19 protein-coding genes are annotated in these 15,856 nt (G+C 55.6%); 18 read left to right on the top strand and 1 reads right to left on the bottom strand.

Annotated features, from left to right (window positions below):
* Positions 1–2 precede the first annotated feature (2 nt).
* From ETHHA_RS02575 to ETHHA_RS02540, 8 genes are read left to right on the top strand one after another with little or no spacing between them, the layout of a single operon-like run.
* A complete protein-coding gene (locus ETHHA_RS02575) occupies positions 3–1,178 on the top strand; it encodes a phage major capsid protein (protein WP_013484458.1) in 1,176 nt (391 codons plus the stop codon).
* A 12-nt stretch (positions 1,179–1,190) separates the two neighbouring features.
* The gene (locus tag ETHHA_RS14300; RefSeq protein WP_013484457.1) at positions 1,191–1,559 is read left to right on the top strand and encodes a head-tail connector protein; all 369 of its coding nucleotides are present in this window, start codon (positions 1,191–1,193) and stop codon (positions 1,557–1,559) included.
* Positions 1,556–1,978, top strand: coding sequence for a DUF6751 family protein (locus ETHHA_RS14295; protein ID WP_013484456.1), 423 nt, complete (start codon positions 1,556–1,558; stop codon positions 1,976–1,978). Before ETHHA_RS14300 ends, ETHHA_RS14295 begins: the two co-directional genes overlap by 4 nt.
* 4 nt (positions 1,979–1,982) lie before the next feature.
* Positions 1,983–2,393, top strand: coding sequence for a minor capsid protein (locus ETHHA_RS02560; RefSeq protein WP_013484455.1), 411 nt, complete (start codon positions 1,983–1,985; stop codon positions 2,391–2,393).
* Positions 2,393–2,812, top strand: a complete 420-nt coding sequence (locus ETHHA_RS02555; RefSeq protein ID WP_013484454.1) for a hypothetical protein — start codon at positions 2,393–2,395, stop codon at positions 2,810–2,812. Before ETHHA_RS02560 ends, ETHHA_RS02555 begins: the two co-directional genes overlap by 1 nt.
* Positions 2,813–2,814: 2 nt before the next feature.
* Positions 2,815–3,318: a phage tail tube protein gene (locus tag ETHHA_RS02550; RefSeq protein WP_013484453.1), complete on the top strand. Its 504-nt coding sequence runs from the start codon at positions 2,815–2,817 to the stop codon at positions 3,316–3,318.
* A gap of 13 nt (positions 3,319–3,331) precedes the next feature.
* Positions 3,332–3,715 carry a DUF6673 family protein gene (locus tag ETHHA_RS02545; RefSeq protein WP_013484452.1) on the top strand — a complete coding sequence of 128 codons (384 nt, stop codon included), beginning with the start codon at positions 3,332–3,334 and terminating at the stop codon, positions 3,713–3,715.
* Complete coding sequence (locus ETHHA_RS02540) at positions 3,712–4,320, top strand: bacteriophage Gp15 family protein (protein ID WP_013484451.1); 609 nt, start codon at positions 3,712–3,714, stop codon at positions 4,318–4,320. The genes ETHHA_RS02545 and ETHHA_RS02540 overlap by 4 nt, the downstream gene beginning before the upstream one ends.
* On the opposite strand, the gene ETHHA_RS02535 is transcribed toward ETHHA_RS02540, so the two are convergent.
* Positions 4,317–4,853 (bottom strand): SHOCT domain-containing protein, encoded by a 537-nt coding sequence (locus ETHHA_RS02535; RefSeq protein ID WP_013484450.1) that lies wholly within the window; start codon positions 4,851–4,853, stop codon positions 4,317–4,319. The genes ETHHA_RS02540 and ETHHA_RS02535 overlap by 4 nt on opposite strands.
* Positions 4,854–4,925: 72 nt before the next feature.
* On the opposite strand from ETHHA_RS02535, the gene ETHHA_RS02530 reads away from it, so the two are divergent.
* From ETHHA_RS02530 to ETHHA_RS02485, 10 genes are all read left to right on the top strand, one after another.
* Positions 4,926–8,105 (top strand): tape measure protein, encoded by a 3,180-nt coding sequence (locus ETHHA_RS02530; RefSeq protein WP_013484449.1) that lies wholly within the window; start codon positions 4,926–4,928, stop codon positions 8,103–8,105.
* Between the two features lie 12 nt (positions 8,106–8,117).
* Positions 8,118–8,663 carry a phage tail family protein gene (locus tag ETHHA_RS02525; protein ID WP_013484448.1) on the top strand — a complete coding sequence of 182 codons (546 nt, stop codon included), beginning with the start codon at positions 8,118–8,120 and terminating at the stop codon, positions 8,661–8,663.
* Positions 8,663–9,568 (top strand): hypothetical protein, encoded by a 906-nt coding sequence (locus ETHHA_RS02520; protein WP_013484075.1) that lies wholly within the window; start codon positions 8,663–8,665, stop codon positions 9,566–9,568. Before ETHHA_RS02525 ends, ETHHA_RS02520 begins: the two co-directional genes overlap by 1 nt.
* A complete protein-coding gene (locus ETHHA_RS02515) occupies positions 9,568–10,845 on the top strand; it encodes a phage distal tail protein (protein WP_013484076.1) in 1,278 nt (425 codons plus the stop codon). The genes ETHHA_RS02520 and ETHHA_RS02515 overlap by 1 nt, the downstream gene beginning before the upstream one ends.
* Positions 10,845–11,900 carry a hypothetical protein gene (locus ETHHA_RS02510; RefSeq protein WP_013484077.1) on the top strand — a complete coding sequence of 352 codons (1,056 nt, stop codon included), beginning with the start codon at positions 10,845–10,847 and terminating at the stop codon, positions 11,898–11,900. The genes ETHHA_RS02515 and ETHHA_RS02510 overlap by 1 nt, the downstream gene beginning before the upstream one ends.
* A gap of 13 nt (positions 11,901–11,913) precedes the next feature.
* A complete protein-coding gene (locus ETHHA_RS02505; protein WP_013484447.1) occupies positions 11,914–12,642 on the top strand; it encodes a gp53-like domain-containing protein in 729 nt (242 codons plus the stop codon).
* 74 nt (positions 12,643–12,716) lie between these two features.
* Positions 12,717–13,892: a glycoside hydrolase family 25 protein gene (locus tag ETHHA_RS02500; protein WP_013484446.1), complete on the top strand. Its 1,176-nt coding sequence runs from the start codon at positions 12,717–12,719 to the stop codon at positions 13,890–13,892.
* A 12-nt stretch (positions 13,893–13,904) separates the two neighbouring features.
* Positions 13,905–14,159: a hypothetical protein gene (locus tag ETHHA_RS02495; RefSeq protein WP_013484445.1), complete on the top strand. Its 255-nt coding sequence runs from the start codon at positions 13,905–13,907 to the stop codon at positions 14,157–14,159.
* Positions 14,160–14,161: 2 nt separating this feature from the next.
* Positions 14,162–14,944 (top strand): C1 family peptidase, encoded by a 783-nt coding sequence (locus ETHHA_RS02490; RefSeq protein ID WP_013484444.1) that lies wholly within the window; start codon positions 14,162–14,164, stop codon positions 14,942–14,944.
* A 293-nt stretch (positions 14,945–15,237) separates the two neighbouring features.
* Positions 15,238–15,804 (top strand): recombinase family protein, encoded by a 567-nt coding sequence (locus tag ETHHA_RS02485; protein WP_013484082.1) that lies wholly within the window; start codon positions 15,238–15,240, stop codon positions 15,802–15,804.
* Positions 15,805–15,856: the final 52 nt, after the last annotated feature.

Here is a 15,856-nt window from a genome sequence, read left to right as displayed (position 1 = left end):
CTATGCCGATTGACAGACAGGCCGCACAGGCCCTGATTCAGGACCAGATCGTAAACACCATTTTTGAGGACGTGCCCAAGCAGTCCTCCACGCTGTCGCTGATGCGGAAACTGCCGAACATGACCAGCAAGCAGACGCGCATCCCCGTGTTGGACACGTTGCCGCTTGCCTATTGGGTGAACGGAGACACCGGATATAAACAGACCACCCGGCAGGCGTGGGAAAATGTGTGGCTGACCGCTGCCGAAATGGCTGCCATTGTGCCGATTCCCGAAGCCGTGCTGGACGATTCCAGCTATGACATCATGGGCGAGGTGCAGCCGCGGGTAAACGAAGCAATGGGGGCCGTCATCGACGGCGCGATCGCATTCGGCGTGGGCCGCCCGTCCGAATGGCAGAACGATATCATCACGCTGGCTAGGCAGGCCGGGAACAACGTATCCGCCAGCGGCGGCATCACCTACGACAACATCATGGGGCAGGACGGACTGATCTCCAAAGTGGAGGAATCCGGCTATATGGTGGACGGTATCCTCGCCTCCATTAAAACCCGCGCGGGCCTGCGCGGCATCAAGGACAGCAACAACCGCCCGATTTTTGTACCGGACATGCAGAGCGGCACCACCTATACGCTGGACGGCACGCCGATCACGTTCCAGCAGAACGGGGCGTTCAACGCGACTGTGGCGCAGATGATTGCGGGCGCATGGTCGCAGGCCGTTTATGCCATGCGTCAAGACGTGACCGTGAAAATCCTCGACCAGGGCGTCATCCAGGACCCGAACACCAAAGAGATCATCTACAACCTCGCGCAGCAGGACATGATTGCCCTGCGGGTGGTGATGCGGCTGGGCTGGGCGCTGCCGAACCCGGCTACCGCCGTGAACAGCGACCGCACAAATGTGCCGTTTGCGTACATTGAGGCCGCGACGCCGTATACCGACTACTCCGTGACCTTTACCGTCAAAGACAATGCCACGGATCCGATCGCGGGCGTGCGTGTCAATGTAAACGGCGCGAACAAGAAAACGGCGGCGGACGGCACGGCGGTGTTCAACCTGCGTGCTGGGACCTATCCTGCCACCATCAAGGCGGACGGGTACGTGCCGCAGACCGCAACCGTGACCGTGACCAACGCGCCGGTTCCGGTGGCCATCACGCTGCAGGCCGCGTCATAAGGGAGGGCGCATATGTATGCGGACTATGCCTTTTACAGCGGCGCCTACGCAGGTGCTGCCGTTTCGGAGAGCGATTTTCCCGCCCTAGCGCGGGATGCCTCTAACTTCATCGACCGGGTCACCTTCGGCCGCCTGAAGACCGGCGCGCCGGTGACGGACGAGGTGCGCATGGCCACCTGCGCGGTGATCGACCGCATGCAGGCGGCAAAACAGTCCGGCGCAATGGAGGTAAATGCCGCCGTCAGGTCGGAAAACAACGACGGATTCAGCCAGACATTCAACACGCTGAGCGATATCCGCGCCCAGTTTCAAGCCAGCTTTGCGGATGCAGCGGCTACCTACTTGCTGTACACCGGGCTGATGGATAGGAGTGTGACATGACAACGAATGCCGACATCACCCTGTTCAACCAGTGGTACAACCGCCAGACGCGGCTGACCGAGTGGAAGCGCGTGCAGATCCCTGGTGTGAGCTGGCGCGGGGGTGTTGTGACCACGGTGACCGACCACGGCCTGCAGGCGGCGAATGCCTATATCGTGAGGATCCCTTTGGATGCGGCGCCTGCCGGGCGCACATTTGCGTGCCCGGAGGATTGGGCACCCACTGAAAGCGACGACCTGGGCGCATTGTGGACGATACAGCCGGGAGATATCCTGATAAACGGGCTTTTGGCCGACGACATAGCAAAGGCATCGGATCTGACCGCAAAGTATGGCAGCCGGTGCTGCACGGTGATTGGCTGGAAGGACAACCGACGGGGATCCGCTGCTCTGCAGCACTGGCGGATAGACGGGAAGTGATGCCGTGGCTGGGAATCCGAAAATCATTGTCAAAACACCTCGCGGGCAGGTCATTCAGACCACAACCAAAAGCGGCAAGGTGACCGCCAAGCTGACATGGAATCCCGATTTTGGTGACCGCAAGACCGGCGACTTTTCCAGGGCGCAGAAGTTCCTTGATTCGGAGGTGCTGCGCACTACGACGCCGTTTGTGCCGATCAAGACCGGCGCGCTCATCAAGTCCGGCCAACTCGGCACTGTGATCGGCAGCGGACAGGTGACGTGGAATGCACCATACGCCCGTTATCAATATTACAGCACATCGCTATCGCGCACCTATGATGCCCAGCGCGGCGGGAAATGGTTTGAGCGCAGCAAGGCAACCAACAAGCCTGCGTGGATCGCCGGGGTGAAAAAGATTGCGGGAGGCAGGTAATGAGTATTATAAACAGCCTTTACGAGTATTTTAAAAGCTGCCCGCTGCTCGGGGATAACAAAATCAATGTGGACTATCTGCCGGAGACCGCGCGGGAATATACCATTGATACCATTACGGGTGATCCCATCATCAAACGCTATGCGCGCGGGGCAACACTCCGGCAATATCTGTATGCGTTCGGCAGCCGGGATTTTTACGGGCCAGATGTGCTCCAAAACCTTTCCAACAGCGGATTCTATGGGGATTTTGCGGCGTGGCTGGACGAGCAGAACAAGGCCAAAAACTTTCCTGTGCTGCCGCCCAATTGTGTACCGCAAAAAATTGAAGCACAGACCAGCGGATACCTGTTTGGGGCCGACGCTGAAACGGCGCGGTATCAAATACAGTGCCGCATTGTCTACTACCAGGAGGGATAACCATGAAATTATCTGAATTAATGCAGGGCAAGACACCCAGCGCGACCTATGCGGGTTTTGCTACCAATGATGACTTTGTGCTGGCGGTGGATACCGGAGACGGCACCACGTCCACGGCGGATGCCGATTATGCCGTGGTGGAAGCAGGTGTCACCAAGTCCGAAGCGTCCGCCGATGCCGAAACCAAAGATAACCAGTACATCCGCACCGGCAAAAAAACAACCAAGACCGGCACACAGCGCAAATTTTCCATTGAGGGCGACCGCTGCGATGGTGATGCTTTTCAGGATTTTTGCCTGTCCAATGCTATTGTGTTCGGTGTCGGTGCGGCGGTGGAGCGCAAGTATATCTATTTCAACATGCTGACAGGTGTCGGCGAGCGCGGAACCGTGACCATCGTGGTGAGCGACACGCAGACCGGCGATGCTGGCGACAACGCCACCTTTAAGGTGGATATGACCAGCACCTCGACCCCGACCAATTACACCTATTCCAGCGGATCGTAAGGAGGGCTGACCCATGGAGATCAACGGCGTAACGCTTGATCTGGATCTGGATGATCTGGATATTGCGCAGAAAGCGCGCGACGCGGTGGCTGATGCCCAAAAGCAACTGGACGGGTTGCAGGAATCGACCGACTATGTGACCGGTGCCCGAAAGGTGTGCGAGGCCGTCAACGATTGCTTTGACAGCATCTTTGGAGAGGGCACCGCCGAAAAGCTATTTGAGGGCATGAAGTTCACGCCTCATATCGACGCGTTTGTGACGCTGGGTGACGCTGTGTTTGGCTCGATGGCGGCCATCGGAAAAAATGTTGCCGCGCAGAATGATCGCATGCAGGCTGTCTATGCCAAATACCGGCCCAGCCGCACCGAACGCCGGCACCCGGCGAAACGGTCGTGAATATCCTGTTGGACGAGTTGCCGGAAGCAATTGACGGGATTCCTATCCGCAGCGATTTCCGCGTCATGGTGCAACTGGAACTGATGTTGGGCGACCCGGACGTGCCGCAGGACGCACGGCTTCCGCTGGCCCTTGACCTGCTATACAAGCAGCCCGTCCACGACCTGAAACAGGCAATAGACGGGCTGTTGTGGTTTTATCGTTGTGGCGCGCCGTTAAAGCAGGACGGCGCGGGTGGTGGCGGGAAACAATCCAAACGGGCCTATGATTTTGAGGTGGACGCACTGGACATCTATGCGGCTTTTATGCAGGCCTACGGCATCGATCTGAACGAAGTCTCGTTGCACTGGTGGAAATTTCGGTCGCTGATGATTGCGTTGCCAGAAGACTGCAAATTCAGCCGCATCACGGGATACCGCACGATGGATTTATCCGATTTCAAAGGCAAAGAGCGCAAATTTTACGCCGATAAGCAGGCGCAATACCGCCTGCGCCCGCTAGGCATGGAAAATCTGACAGTGGCCGCGCAGGAACAGGCGGCAAAGGAACGCGTGGCCGCCCGGTTCGCGGCGGCGGAGACATGGGCAAGGGAACGTGGTGCTTAAATACCGAGCAATTGCTTCTTTTTTGCGGTAAATTCTTCATCGGTAAGAATGCCCTGAGCGTGGAGATCGGCAAATTTCTTTAGTTCGTCGGCGGCAGAGGGGACCTGTGCTGCCGTTACCGGAGCATGAGCGTCCGCAATCTTGTTATTTATGAAATCACAACCGGCACGAAATCTAGCAAGAAGTGTTTTTCCGGTAATCGTCACACAGTTAGGGGATTCCTGTGGCCTGTCGGCACCTTTTCCCCAATAATCTTTGGGTTTATCTGCCATGCCACCTGTGCTTACTTGAAAATATCCAGACAGTGCGTGATATTCCGTTTGAACGCCCGTAATGTTTTTGTACGGCATTTGGTAGATACCGCTTCCAAATGTGTGCCCTGTCATAAATCCTTTTTTTATGATATAGAGCTTTGCGGTCGTGCAAACCAGCCATTCCTTGTTAGTGCCTTTTAGGCACAACTCAATCTTTTCTGTATTCGGAATTTCGCGTGCCACGTTATCAGGCAGCTGATCCATCAAATCATCGGCCATTATAATCCTCTCCATCCGTTGTTTTCTTCCATGTTATCACATTTCCAATCCGCGTGAAAGGAGGTTTTTGCGTTGGCGTTCGACGGCAGTATCAATATTGATTCTAGCATAGACGGATCCGGCTTCACAAAAGGGCTTGAAAAAATCAACGGAGTTGCAAAGGGCGTCCTCGGTGCTCTTACCGGGCTTCTTGGTGGGGCGGCCACCGCATTGGGTGGCGCAGCCGTGGCCGGAGTGAAATACAACTCCGAAATGGAGCAGTACATCACCAGTTTTGGCACAATGCTCGGCGGGGCGGATAAGGCGGCGGCCATGGTGGTCAATCTCAAAAAGTTTGCCGCCGATACGCCGTTCGAGTTCAACGACCTTGCCAAAGGCACGCAGACGCTCCTCTCTTTCGGCGTATCTGCAAAAGATGTCATGCCAACAATCCAGATGCTCGGCGATGTGTCGCAGGGCAACGTGGATCGATTCAACGCCTTAACATTGGCCTTTGCGCAGGTGAGCAGCGCCGGGAAAATGCAGGGGCAGGATCTGCTGCAATTTGTCAATGCCGGATTTAACCCTTTACAGGTCATGGCACAGAAATCCGGAAAGAGTATGGCAGACCTGCGCACCGAAATGGAAAACGGTAAAATCAGTGCGCAAGATGTAGCAGACGCTTTCAAAGCAGCCACCAGTCAGGGCGGCCAGTTTTTCAACGCGATGCAGGCCCAATCGAAGACATTCAACGGTCAGCTCTCCACCCTCAAGGATAACGCCATGCAGTTCCTTGGCCAACTGACCGCTGGGCTGCAAAACAGTCTGAAAGATACGGCATTGCCGATGGTCAACGGCTGGATGGACGAACTGCAAAATGCTTTTGCTTCCGGGGGAGTGCAAGGAGTTGTACAGGCCTTTGGGGGCGTACTGGCCAAGGCAATTACTGCGATATCGGAGCAGGCCCCCCAAATCATTAGTTTGGCGGCACTCCTCATTCAGTCTTTTCTGAACGGGATTATATCCAATACCCCTAAAATAGCCACTGCCACCGCGAATATTGCCACGCAGCTGGTAAGTGCTTTCACCATGCTTTTGCCACAGTTCATCGATGTGGCATTTCAACTCATGACCGCATTTGCAAAAGGGCTTTTTGCAAATGCCGGAAATATCGCCTCGAATATCCGGGTTATGATCGCACAAATCATTGATTATATTGGGCAGGATGCTCCCGAATTTATCGCGGCGGCGGCACAGCTTATTGTAGCACTGGTGCAAGGATTTGCTGCGAACGCCCCGGAAATCGTATCGGTTACGCAACAACTAATTGTTGCGGTAGTTCAAGCTCTTCTTAAAGCGGCTCCACAACTCGCACAGGCTGCCGTTCAGCTTATGGGCGGGTTTTACAGCGCACTCATGCAACAGAATCCTCCTGTGGGCATTTTCCTGACGCTTATAGGTGCCGTGAAAGGATTGCGAGGAGCGTTTAGTGGGCTGGATGCGGCTGCATCTGCCGTAAAAGGAGTACAAAACGCAGGTGGGATCGCCATTAAAATTGCGGAGCCGTTTAAAAAAGCAGGTGATAACATTGGTGTTTTAAAGGGTGCAATTTCCGACGTGAGCGGCTCTTTTAAATCCGTTGGCAGTGGAATCGTCGGTACAGCAAAAACCATCGGCGGCGGCTTCGTCTCACTCGGCAAGACGGTCGCAGGCGGTCTGATGGGTGCCGTCAAAGGGCTTGCCAGTGGGATCTCTGGATTGTTTGACATTCTTGCAGCGAACCCAATCATTATCGTGATCGCGCTGATTGCCGTAGCCATTGCGGCCATTATCTATTTTTGGAACACCAACGCGGGTTTCCGTGACGCAGTGATCGGCATATGGAATGGAATCGTGGGCGTTTTTCAAACTGTTATCGGCGCCATCGTCGGATTCTTCACTAAGACGATTCCCGCCGCATGGAACGCTTTCATCGGCTTTATGAAGACATGGGGGCCGCTTATCCTTGCTATCATCTTTCCTATTTTGGGGATTCCCCTTTTGATTGCCCAACACTGGGGGCAAATCGTTGCATTCTTTTCTAAACTGTTCGCAGATGTTGGAAACGCAGTGCTGACCGGAATCAACGCGGTCGGGCAGTTTTTTCTGCAATTACCTATGCAAATCGCCTTTGCACTGGGTTTTGCGATTGGCACAGTAATCAAATGGGGCATTGATCTTGTCACTTGGGCGACCACGGCCATCCCAAATTTTATTGCAGCAGTGGGGAATTTCTTCGCTCAATTGCCCGGACGCATTTGGAGTATTATTACAGCCGCTTTTCAAGCTGTTGTAAACTTCGGATTCAGCCTGATTGGATGGGCCACTACGGCGATTCCTGCCTTTATTAGTAATGTTGTCACGTTCTTTTCCCAACTGCCTGGACAAATATGGGGCGTGATTACAGCGGCTTTTCAGGCTATTGTGAATTTCGGGATGAACCTTATTGGGTGGGCCACCACAGCAGTACCCCAATTCATCTCCAGCGTGATCGGCTTCTTCACATCGCTCCCCGGCCTGATTTGGGCGGCTATTGTCGGTGCAGTATTGTTTTTGGCCACTTGGGGTGCGCAGATGCTTAACACTGCCGCAAGTGCCGCATCCAGTCTTGTTTCAAACGTAATTACCTTCTTTTCCTCACTGCCGGGGCACATTTGGGAAGCTATCGTCAGCGCGGTCTCTATCCTTGTGTCTTGGGGAAGTCAGATGCTTTCCACAGCAAAGAATGCGGCTTCCGGTGTCGTAAATGGGATCGTCGGATTTTTCACCGGCTTGCCCGGAGACCTTGAAAACATCGGTAAAAACATCGTACAGGGTCTTTGGAACGGCATTACCGGAGCGTGGAAAACGATTACAGACGGCGTGAAGAATCTTACAAGCGGGTTTGTGAGTGGTTTCAAGTCCGCACTCGGCATCCACTCCCCGTCCCGCTTGTTCCGTGACGAGATCGGCAAGATGCTGCCACCGGGGATTGCCATCGGTTTTGAGGCGTCTATGCCGGACGCAATCAATGACATGCAAGCACAGATGGACGCGATGACCGCCAAAATGCAGGCCAGTGTGGCAGCGCAACAGAGCGCGGTATTCGTGGGGACATCCGGCACGGGCGCGCAGACCGTCGATAATTCTGTGACGAAAGCGCCGGTCATCAACATCAATGGGCCGGTCAACGTGACCGATCAGGGCAATCAGCGGCAGACGCTCCAGCAGCTACAGTTTTTGGCGGCCATATAAGGAGGCGATACTGTGATCTCACCGGTCAGTTTCAACGGCGTGGCACTCAATGACAGCTTTTTCTCCAGTGACCTGCGCGGCGTGTTCGACAGTGACAAGGCGCTCACGCTTGATGACATCCTCGGGGACGGGCAGGTCTTCGGGCGCAGCAAGGTGGCCGAGCGCAAACTGGTGCTTAATATTACGGCGGCAGCGCAAGACCTCGCCCGGCTCGCCACACTCAACCAGATGGTAGCAGGCAACGCGTTAAAAATGCTTATCATCGACACGGACATCGGGAGGCTGTACGGATATGGCGAGGTGACTACCTTTGCATGGGCAGACGACACGCCGCTGATGCAATCGATGCAGCTCACCATGCCAGACCCGCACTGGTACGCCCTGCAGCCCTCCACGCTGTCGCTGGAGCCGTCCATCGCAAACGGGGTGATATTTGGCGACCCGGTACGCATCGCATTGGACGCGGGCGGCTCGGACAACGCTGCACGCACCATACTGGATGCCGACAACTCAGACAGCGCCGCACGCACGCAACTGGATGCAGGAGGGAGCAACTGATGGCCGCTTTATACGATTTACTTAACCGGCGCGACACATGGGCAAACTGGCAGAACAACAACATCATTTTGCCGGACGGCGTGCTGGGTGTCATCACCGACAGCCCGGCTGATGAGCTGTGGCTGCTGATGGGCGATGGCACCACGCACGTCAAGGACTTAAAAATCTGGAAACTGTATCAGGTCGATATGTCTTCGCTGGCGCAGTCGGTGATTACCTTGCAACAGACCGTGGCGGCTTTGCAGCAGGTCGTATCCACGGATGGAACGGCCACGCTCTCCCAGCTGACGCTAAAGTCAGATGGGGTGCATGATCCGCTGACAGTGGAGGGAGTAGATGGCGTATCCGTAGGAAGCATTGACAAGGATGGGTACACCTATATAGGTAAGGCGTCAACCATCATGGCAGAAGATGATGATCATATGATATTATCTAATGTCGGATATCTCGGGGGGGCTCAAGCCCAAGGTGGCGTAAATTTAGATAATGTTTCCGGACTGTTTGGAATGGTTGATGAAAATGGAAACGGAATAAATGTCACCGGGATTACAATGCTTGAATTTAACGGGGCGGCAAACATGAATCTTCCTTCTACGGGGCTGAATGTAAACGGAGGCCCTCTGACTTCTAATGAAAAATTCACGTCAAATGGCGGTGCCCAAATTAACGGAAATACAACCATCAACGGAGACACTTCCGTGTATGGAGAAGTGGCGTCAGTCGCGCCATCATCCCTAGCAACAATGAGCGGCCCCACCTCCTCCCGCCCAACGCAAATCATGGATAACGTGCCTGTCATACCAGGCTATCAGTATTTTGATACCACCCTTGGCAAGCCCATTTGGGTAAAATCCAACGTCAACGGCACTGTAACCTGGGTGGATAGCACGGGGGCGGTGGTCTGATGCTGCATGACGTCATCTTCGGAGCCCCCAAAAACCTGCTCAGGCTGCTTTCCAGCGCGCAGTCCGCAAACGGCGTCACCGCACAGGTGGATGCAAACGGGCTGGTCACGCTTTCCGGAACCGCCACGGCGGACACCACCTTCACCCTGCCCGCAAACGCCGTCACACTCGGCACGGGTGCCTACACCGCTTCGCTTACCGTCAAAAACGGCTATGCGACCGGAACGGTGACGGCGGCCATAACGCAGACGGCGCAAGCTACACAGGTCATAACCAATGGTAATTTCGCCACGTCAAGCAATAATCTGGCGACGGGATTTGCAGTAGGACATGGGGTAGCAGTATCTTGCACAAATAACACGCAGACATTTAGAGCGACTGCACAGAGTGGCCAGCTTGATATGTACAATTATCCATATTTATCAGGTCATAAATATTTCATACGCTGTTATGTGCAGGCTACATCTACGGGCGTAGTCCTATACGCCCAAAATGGTACTGCCGTTACTCATCCAGGTGACGGAAAGTATGAGCCATTGTCATGCATAGTAACAGCAACGGTTTCAAATTTTTATGCGGCTATTGTCGACAGAAGAACATCCGGATGGGACAACATCTCCGTCCAATCCTTCATGGCTATTGACATGGGAACCGATGCATCCAACCCGCTTTACAATCTCACCTCCGCCCAGATGGCGGCATTGTTTCCATCGTATTTCGATGGCGCCAAAACCGTTACACTACCCAATCCATTCGCGACCGTATCCGTCGGTAGCCCCGCCACGTTCACCGCACAATCCGGGCAGTCCATTCCGTCCGTGCAGATTTCTATTCCGGCCGGCGCAGCCTGCTCGCAATATGCGGTGGGTCTGCAGGTCGAATCCGGAAGCACGGCGACCGGATGGGTGTCCCCCGGTACACAGGGCGTCATTTTCTACCCCGCCGAGGGTGAAACCGGCACCATCACCAACACCGGAAATGTGGACGCCTATCCGGTCATCACCATCACCGGCGCGTGCGCCAACCCATCCGTGACCAATGACACGACCGGGGAGAGCATCTCCGTCAACCTCGCCCTTGGCAGCACGGACACGCTCGTCATCGACTGCCGCCCCGCCACGCGCGGCTGTTACCTCAACGGCACGCTGGCGTTCGGCATCAAGCAGGAACTTGGGTGGATACACTGCCCGCCGGGTGACAATGTGCTGACGTTCGCCCGCAACGGCTACGACACCAAGCGCCACTGCACCGTCAGCCTGCAAGGGAGGTATCTGTAATGTACGTCAAGCTCTTTGACCGCAGCCACATACAGCTCGACGAGCTGTACCAGTTCAGCCCGCCGAAATACGGCTGGACGCTCAACGACATCGACACCCTCACGCTGGACATCGCGCTGGCCGATCCCAAATGCACACCCGCCAACACGCGGCTTGGCAACCATATCGAGTATGCGGCGGACGATGGCACAACGATTTGGGGCGGATACATTGCCGGGCACAGTTTCAACGACGCAAAGCTCACTCTCAACTGCGTGGACTACAACGCCCTGCTGAAATACCGCCGCCTGCGCGCCAAGCAGTACGGCACGATGGATTACGGCAGCCTTGTACGGCAGATGATTGCGGACTGTCAGGCGGCGCGGTCGGATGATCCCATCGGGCTGACCGGGTACGACATCGCGCCGGGCGCGATCCAGACGACGCGCGAGGTCAAGGCGACGGACATGCTGCTGGCCAAGATCAAAGACTTTTGCGCCGATGCCAACTACGACTACTGGGTGGATGCCGCCCGCGTGTTCCATTTCGCCCTACGGCGCGGCGCGGACAAGCCCCAGTATGTGCTCGAATACGGCGGCGAGGCGGACAACATCACCGCCGCGCCCACACTGGCGCGCGACATCCTGAACCTCGCCAACGACGTCTACGCCGAAAGCACCGTGACCGACGATAGCAACAACAGCACGACCATCACCAGCGAACAGCAGGACGCATCCAGCCAGTCCACCTACGGCCTGTATGAGGGCACGTTCAGCCCCAATGACGGCGTAACCGATCAATCCACGCTGGATACGCAGACGCAGGCGGCGCTTGCATTGGACAGCGCTCCGGCGGACAGCATCACCCTCACCTGCACCGACGGCACGCTCTGCCCGTTTGACGATCTCGCCATCGGCGACCGCGTGACTCTGCATCTCGCGCCCTACTTCGACTACACCGCCAGCGTGCGGGTGCTGCGCATGGTGCAGGATGACGACAAACAGACGCGCGAGATCACCGTGGGCAGCGTGGTATATAAGCCGCAAGGCCCGCAGCGCCGCGCTTACGCCGGATAAGGAGGACTATTTCATGGCAAACCGCACCCAATTTTTCAGCGACGGTACGACCGTCTACGGCGCGTCGGACTTCATCGCGCCAATGAACGCGCTCACCACCAGCGGCATTATCGGCGGCTATCAGGTCACGGCCCCGTCATCCGGCATGACAGTCAACGTCGCGGCGGGCAGCGCCATCCTGAATGGTGTGCTGACGACCGACGACACCACGCAGGCCGTTCCCGTTCCCACCAACACCGGCGGAAACGCACGCACCGACGCCATCGTGCTGCAAATCGACGCCACCGCCATGACCACGACCGTCGTCGATGTTCCCGGCGCCACCACGGAGGCAGCCAACCAGATTCTGCTGGCGGTCGTCACGGTGCCCGCCGGGGCAAGCAGCATCGTGGCCGGAAACATCGACGGCAGCGGGCGCGTTTACGCCGGGCTGGACAACCCCTTCGCGGCGGTAGCATCCGCTTCGCTGGGGTCCAACGGCTATGTGCTGCTGGGGAACGGTCTGGCACTGCAATGGGGCACACTCTCGCTTGGCGCTTTCCCCGCTTACACGGATGTATCTTTCCCGCAGGCATTTAGCGCCGTGCCGTTTACCATCGTGGCCACCATGGAGGACAGCGCGCCCTCCGCCGTGTCCACCGCCGTATGGACAGCGGCCAAATTTACTGTGATTCAGGCGGACAGCGTGGCGCATCTCATGCATTGGTTTGCCATCGGCCCGATGGCGGTGACAAGGATGTGATTCACATGCATTATACAGGCAGACCGCCGCCCTTTCGGGCGGATTTTTATACCCAAAAACAAGGAGGGACGATTTTGACACATATCATCAAACGCGCCGCTGTAGGGGCTCTTATGGTGGTGCTTCTTTCGGCGACGGTGATGGCCGTAACGCCGCCGGGCGGCGCGGTGTTCTATCACGGCGTGGATATCTATCACGGAACAAGCGACAACGGACAGATCAATTGGAACAGACTGGCGCAAACACAGAATTTCGTCTACATAAAAACCGACGAAGGCATATCGTATGTGGACAGAATGTGGACGGTCAACCGCACCGCAGCAGCCGCTCACGGCATGGCATGGGGGCCGTATCACTTCCTGCGTCTTAACAGCGACCCCGTGGAACAGGCAGACAGTTTCTGGGCGCGCATCCGGGGCACCGGATATTCTCTTGTTCCTGCCGTAGATGTAGAAAGCTACGACGGACAACAGAGTGCCGCCTCCATGCGGCAGATCATCCGGGTATTCATCACGGAGTTTCAGCGCGTTTCCGGCATCACACCAGTGCTCTACACCTACACGGCCTACGCCAATGACATCCTGCACGGGCAGTTTACAGATTGTCCGCTGTGGCTGGCGGATTACCGGGGATATGCCGGAGATGTGGTCGGCTGGGGGGCATGGGATGCCTGGCAGTACAGCGAGCGGGGGCAGATAGACGCCATTGCCAACGGCAAAGTCGATCTGGACTATGCCACGGCGGAAATCTTCCTGGCTGCGCCGGCAGCCGCCATTGCCAACCGACCCGTGCCTGCGCCGTCCTGTGAAGCGTCGGACTACTACGAGGTTCCAAGCCTGCCACAGGCCCCCAACAGCCGTGCCGGGGCGGATTTCTACATCCGGGACCGGGATGGCGCACGCATCAGCAGCCACCAGGTAGACGCAGGTGACCCGCTCATCATCCTGTCGGTGGATTACGCCACGCAGCTCACCGAGGTGCTGTATCCCAACTACGCCGCCGACGGCTGGTTTCACGGCTATATCGTCAATGACGAGGCACACCTGCATAACACCGGCTGGCGCCAGTGGAAAAATGGCAGGTCGGACGAGCCCGCATATACTGTAGATGGCGAATATATGGGCACGCTCAGCCCATATGAACACGCCACGATCCTGAAACGCTGCGCAGACGGGCGCACACTTCTTCTGTACGACACCGCCCGCGGGAGCGAAACCAAAAGCGGATACGTTCGGTATCCCGGAAAATAAGGAGGATTGTTTATGAAAAACGCCATTCAGAGCCTGCTTTCGGACAAGTCGTTTTGGGCGGCCGTCATTTCCCTCGTCACCTCCATCCTGATCGCTTACAACGTACCGCAGGGGAGCATCGAGCAGATCACCGCCATCATCTCCGCAGCCGGCACTTTCATCGCCTATATCGTTTCCAACGGCATCCAGTCCGCGGCCCGGATCAAAGCCGACGCTCAAATCAGGGCCACACGGATCGCCAAAGGCCTACAAGACACGGAGGACTAAACATGCCGCATAAATATACACTGAAAAAAGACCCCGAGGACGCGCGCGATTTTACCTTCTCTTCACTTGCGCCGGTCTCCATCCTGCACGACACCGACTACACCGCCAAATTTCCTCCCATTTGGGACCAGGGGCAGCTCGGAAGCTGCCAGAGTCACGCCATCGACGCCATCGATGTCTATATCAAGGGTTATGCGTTCACGCCCTCCCACCTGTTCGAGTATTATAATGTCCGCGTCATCGAGGGCACGGTCAATCAGGACGCCGGCGGCAACCTGCGCGACACCTGTGCGGCTCTGGCCAAAAATGGCGTGTGCGACGCGACCATTTGGCCGTATGACATCTCCAAGTTTGCCATAAAGCCCCCACAGGCGGCTTATAACAACGCCAATTTCGACAACGACAGAATCTACACCTACTACCGCGTATCCGGCATCGACCAGATCCGGCAGGCACTTTCCGCCGGGCACACGCCGCTCATCGGCATCCGGATATACGAAAATTTTGAGTCGCAAACCACGCTGAGCACCGGTATCATTCCCGCGCCGCGCGGCGCGCTCCTGGGCGGTCATGCACTGGTCATCGTCGGGCACCATGACGAGCCGGCAAGCGGTTGCAAGGCCAAAGAGTTCATTCAGCATGTTTTCTTTAAAAAATCCACGGGCAATGTCAAGATTCGCAACAGTTGGGGCACCGGCATCGGACTGGGCGGCAGCGGTTATTTCCAGGCGTCGTATGAGGTGCTGGAGCAGCTGCTTATGGATACGTGGGTGATCGTACAGTAGCATTTTCACCTGAAACATTAAAAACAGCCTTCATGCAATGCAGCATGAGGGCTGATTTTAGTGCTTCAATATTTTCGGTTGACAAAACGGCATGGTTTTCTTAAAAACATGCCATAGGCTGCGTTGTATCATCCCAATAAACGACCGTTTAATGGGATGATTTTTAAAAGGCTGGTAAAAACAGTTTAAAGCCATTTTTAAAGTCCCATAAAATATTCCCCAAAACGATTCCCACACATTGCAGATTTAACCCTTTTATGGTACGATTGAAGTATCAGAAGGGGGATGGGTATATGTTGTTGGGATATGCTCGGGTGAGTACGGGCGAACAGCTGCTGGATCGGCAAATTGACGCGTTAGAATTGGCCGGTGTTGAAAAAATTTATCATGAGAAAGTCACTGGTGCAAAGGTCGACCGGCCAAAATTAAATGAACTCTTGAATCATTTACGGTCAGGAGATGTAATCGTAGTTTCTGATCTTACACGATTGAGCCGGAGTACCAAAGATCTGTTTTCTATCGTGGATCGTATCCAATTGGCGGGCGCCGATATCAAAAGTTTAAAGGAATCATGGATCGATACAACCACGCCGCAGGGAAAACTGCTTTTTACTATTTTTGCGGGAATTTCGCAATTTGAGCGTGATCTTATTTCTCAACGGACGAGAGAAGGAATTGCGGCTGCTGCATCTCGTGGCCGGCATGGTGGCCGACCCTCAAAAAGAAATCCAAAAGCGGATACTGCGCTCAAAATGTACGATAGCCAGGAATACACAATCCCCGAAATTTGCAGTGCCACAGGGCTTTCCAAGAGCACTTTATACCGCTATGTGGCATCGCGGAACCAGTTGCGCGACTGAAAAAGCCTTTAAAACAGCCCTAGAAGCGCCTTTGCGGGAATTTCTAGGGCTT

Source organism: Ethanoligenens harbinense YUAN-3 (assembly GCF_000178115.2).
Classification (GTDB): domain Bacteria; phylum Bacillota; class Clostridia; order Oscillospirales; family Ethanoligenentaceae; genus Ethanoligenens; species Ethanoligenens harbinense.
Note: the sequence above shows the minus strand (reverse complement) of the source record. Positions and strands in the feature narration are given on the sequence as shown.

Bases quoted from the DNA above. Each gene is read 5' to 3' on its own strand.
- ETHHA_RS02575 (WP_013484458.1), top strand. From the start codon at position 3: ATGCCGATTGACAGACAGGCCGCACAGGCCCTGATTCAGGACCAGATC.
- ETHHA_RS14300 (WP_013484457.1), top strand. From the start codon at position 1,191: ATGTATGCGGACTATGCCTTTTACAGCGGCGCCTACGCAGGTGCTGCC.
- ETHHA_RS14295 (WP_013484456.1), top strand. From the start codon at position 1,556: ATGACAACGAATGCCGACATCACCCTGTTCAACCAGTGGTACAACCGC.
- ETHHA_RS02555 (WP_013484454.1), top strand. From the start codon at position 2,393: ATGAGTATTATAAACAGCCTTTACGAGTATTTTAAAAGCTGCCCGCTG.
- ETHHA_RS02550 (WP_013484453.1), top strand. From the start codon at position 2,815: ATGAAATTATCTGAATTAATGCAGGGCAAGACACCCAGCGCGACCTAT.
- ETHHA_RS02545 (WP_013484452.1), top strand. From the start codon at position 3,332: ATGGAGATCAACGGCGTAACGCTTGATCTGGATCTGGATGATCTGGAT.
- ETHHA_RS02535 (WP_013484450.1), bottom strand. From the start codon at position 4,853: ATGGCCGATGATTTGATGGATCAGCTGCCTGATAACGTGGCACGCGAA.
- ETHHA_RS02520 (WP_013484075.1), top strand. From the start codon at position 8,663: ATGGCCGCTTTATACGATTTACTTAACCGGCGCGACACATGGGCAAAC.
- ETHHA_RS02515 (WP_013484076.1), top strand. From the start codon at position 9,568: ATGCTGCATGACGTCATCTTCGGAGCCCCCAAAAACCTGCTCAGGCTG.
- ETHHA_RS02510 (WP_013484077.1), top strand. From the start codon at position 10,845: ATGTACGTCAAGCTCTTTGACCGCAGCCACATACAGCTCGACGAGCTG.
- ETHHA_RS02505 (WP_013484447.1), top strand. From the start codon at position 11,914: ATGGCAAACCGCACCCAATTTTTCAGCGACGGTACGACCGTCTACGGC.
- ETHHA_RS02495 (WP_013484445.1), top strand. From the start codon at position 13,905: ATGAAAAACGCCATTCAGAGCCTGCTTTCGGACAAGTCGTTTTGGGCG.
- ETHHA_RS02490 (WP_013484444.1), top strand. From the start codon at position 14,162: ATGCCGCATAAATATACACTGAAAAAAGACCCCGAGGACGCGCGCGAT.
- ETHHA_RS02485 (WP_013484082.1), top strand. From the start codon at position 15,238: ATGTTGTTGGGATATGCTCGGGTGAGTACGGGCGAACAGCTGCTGGAT.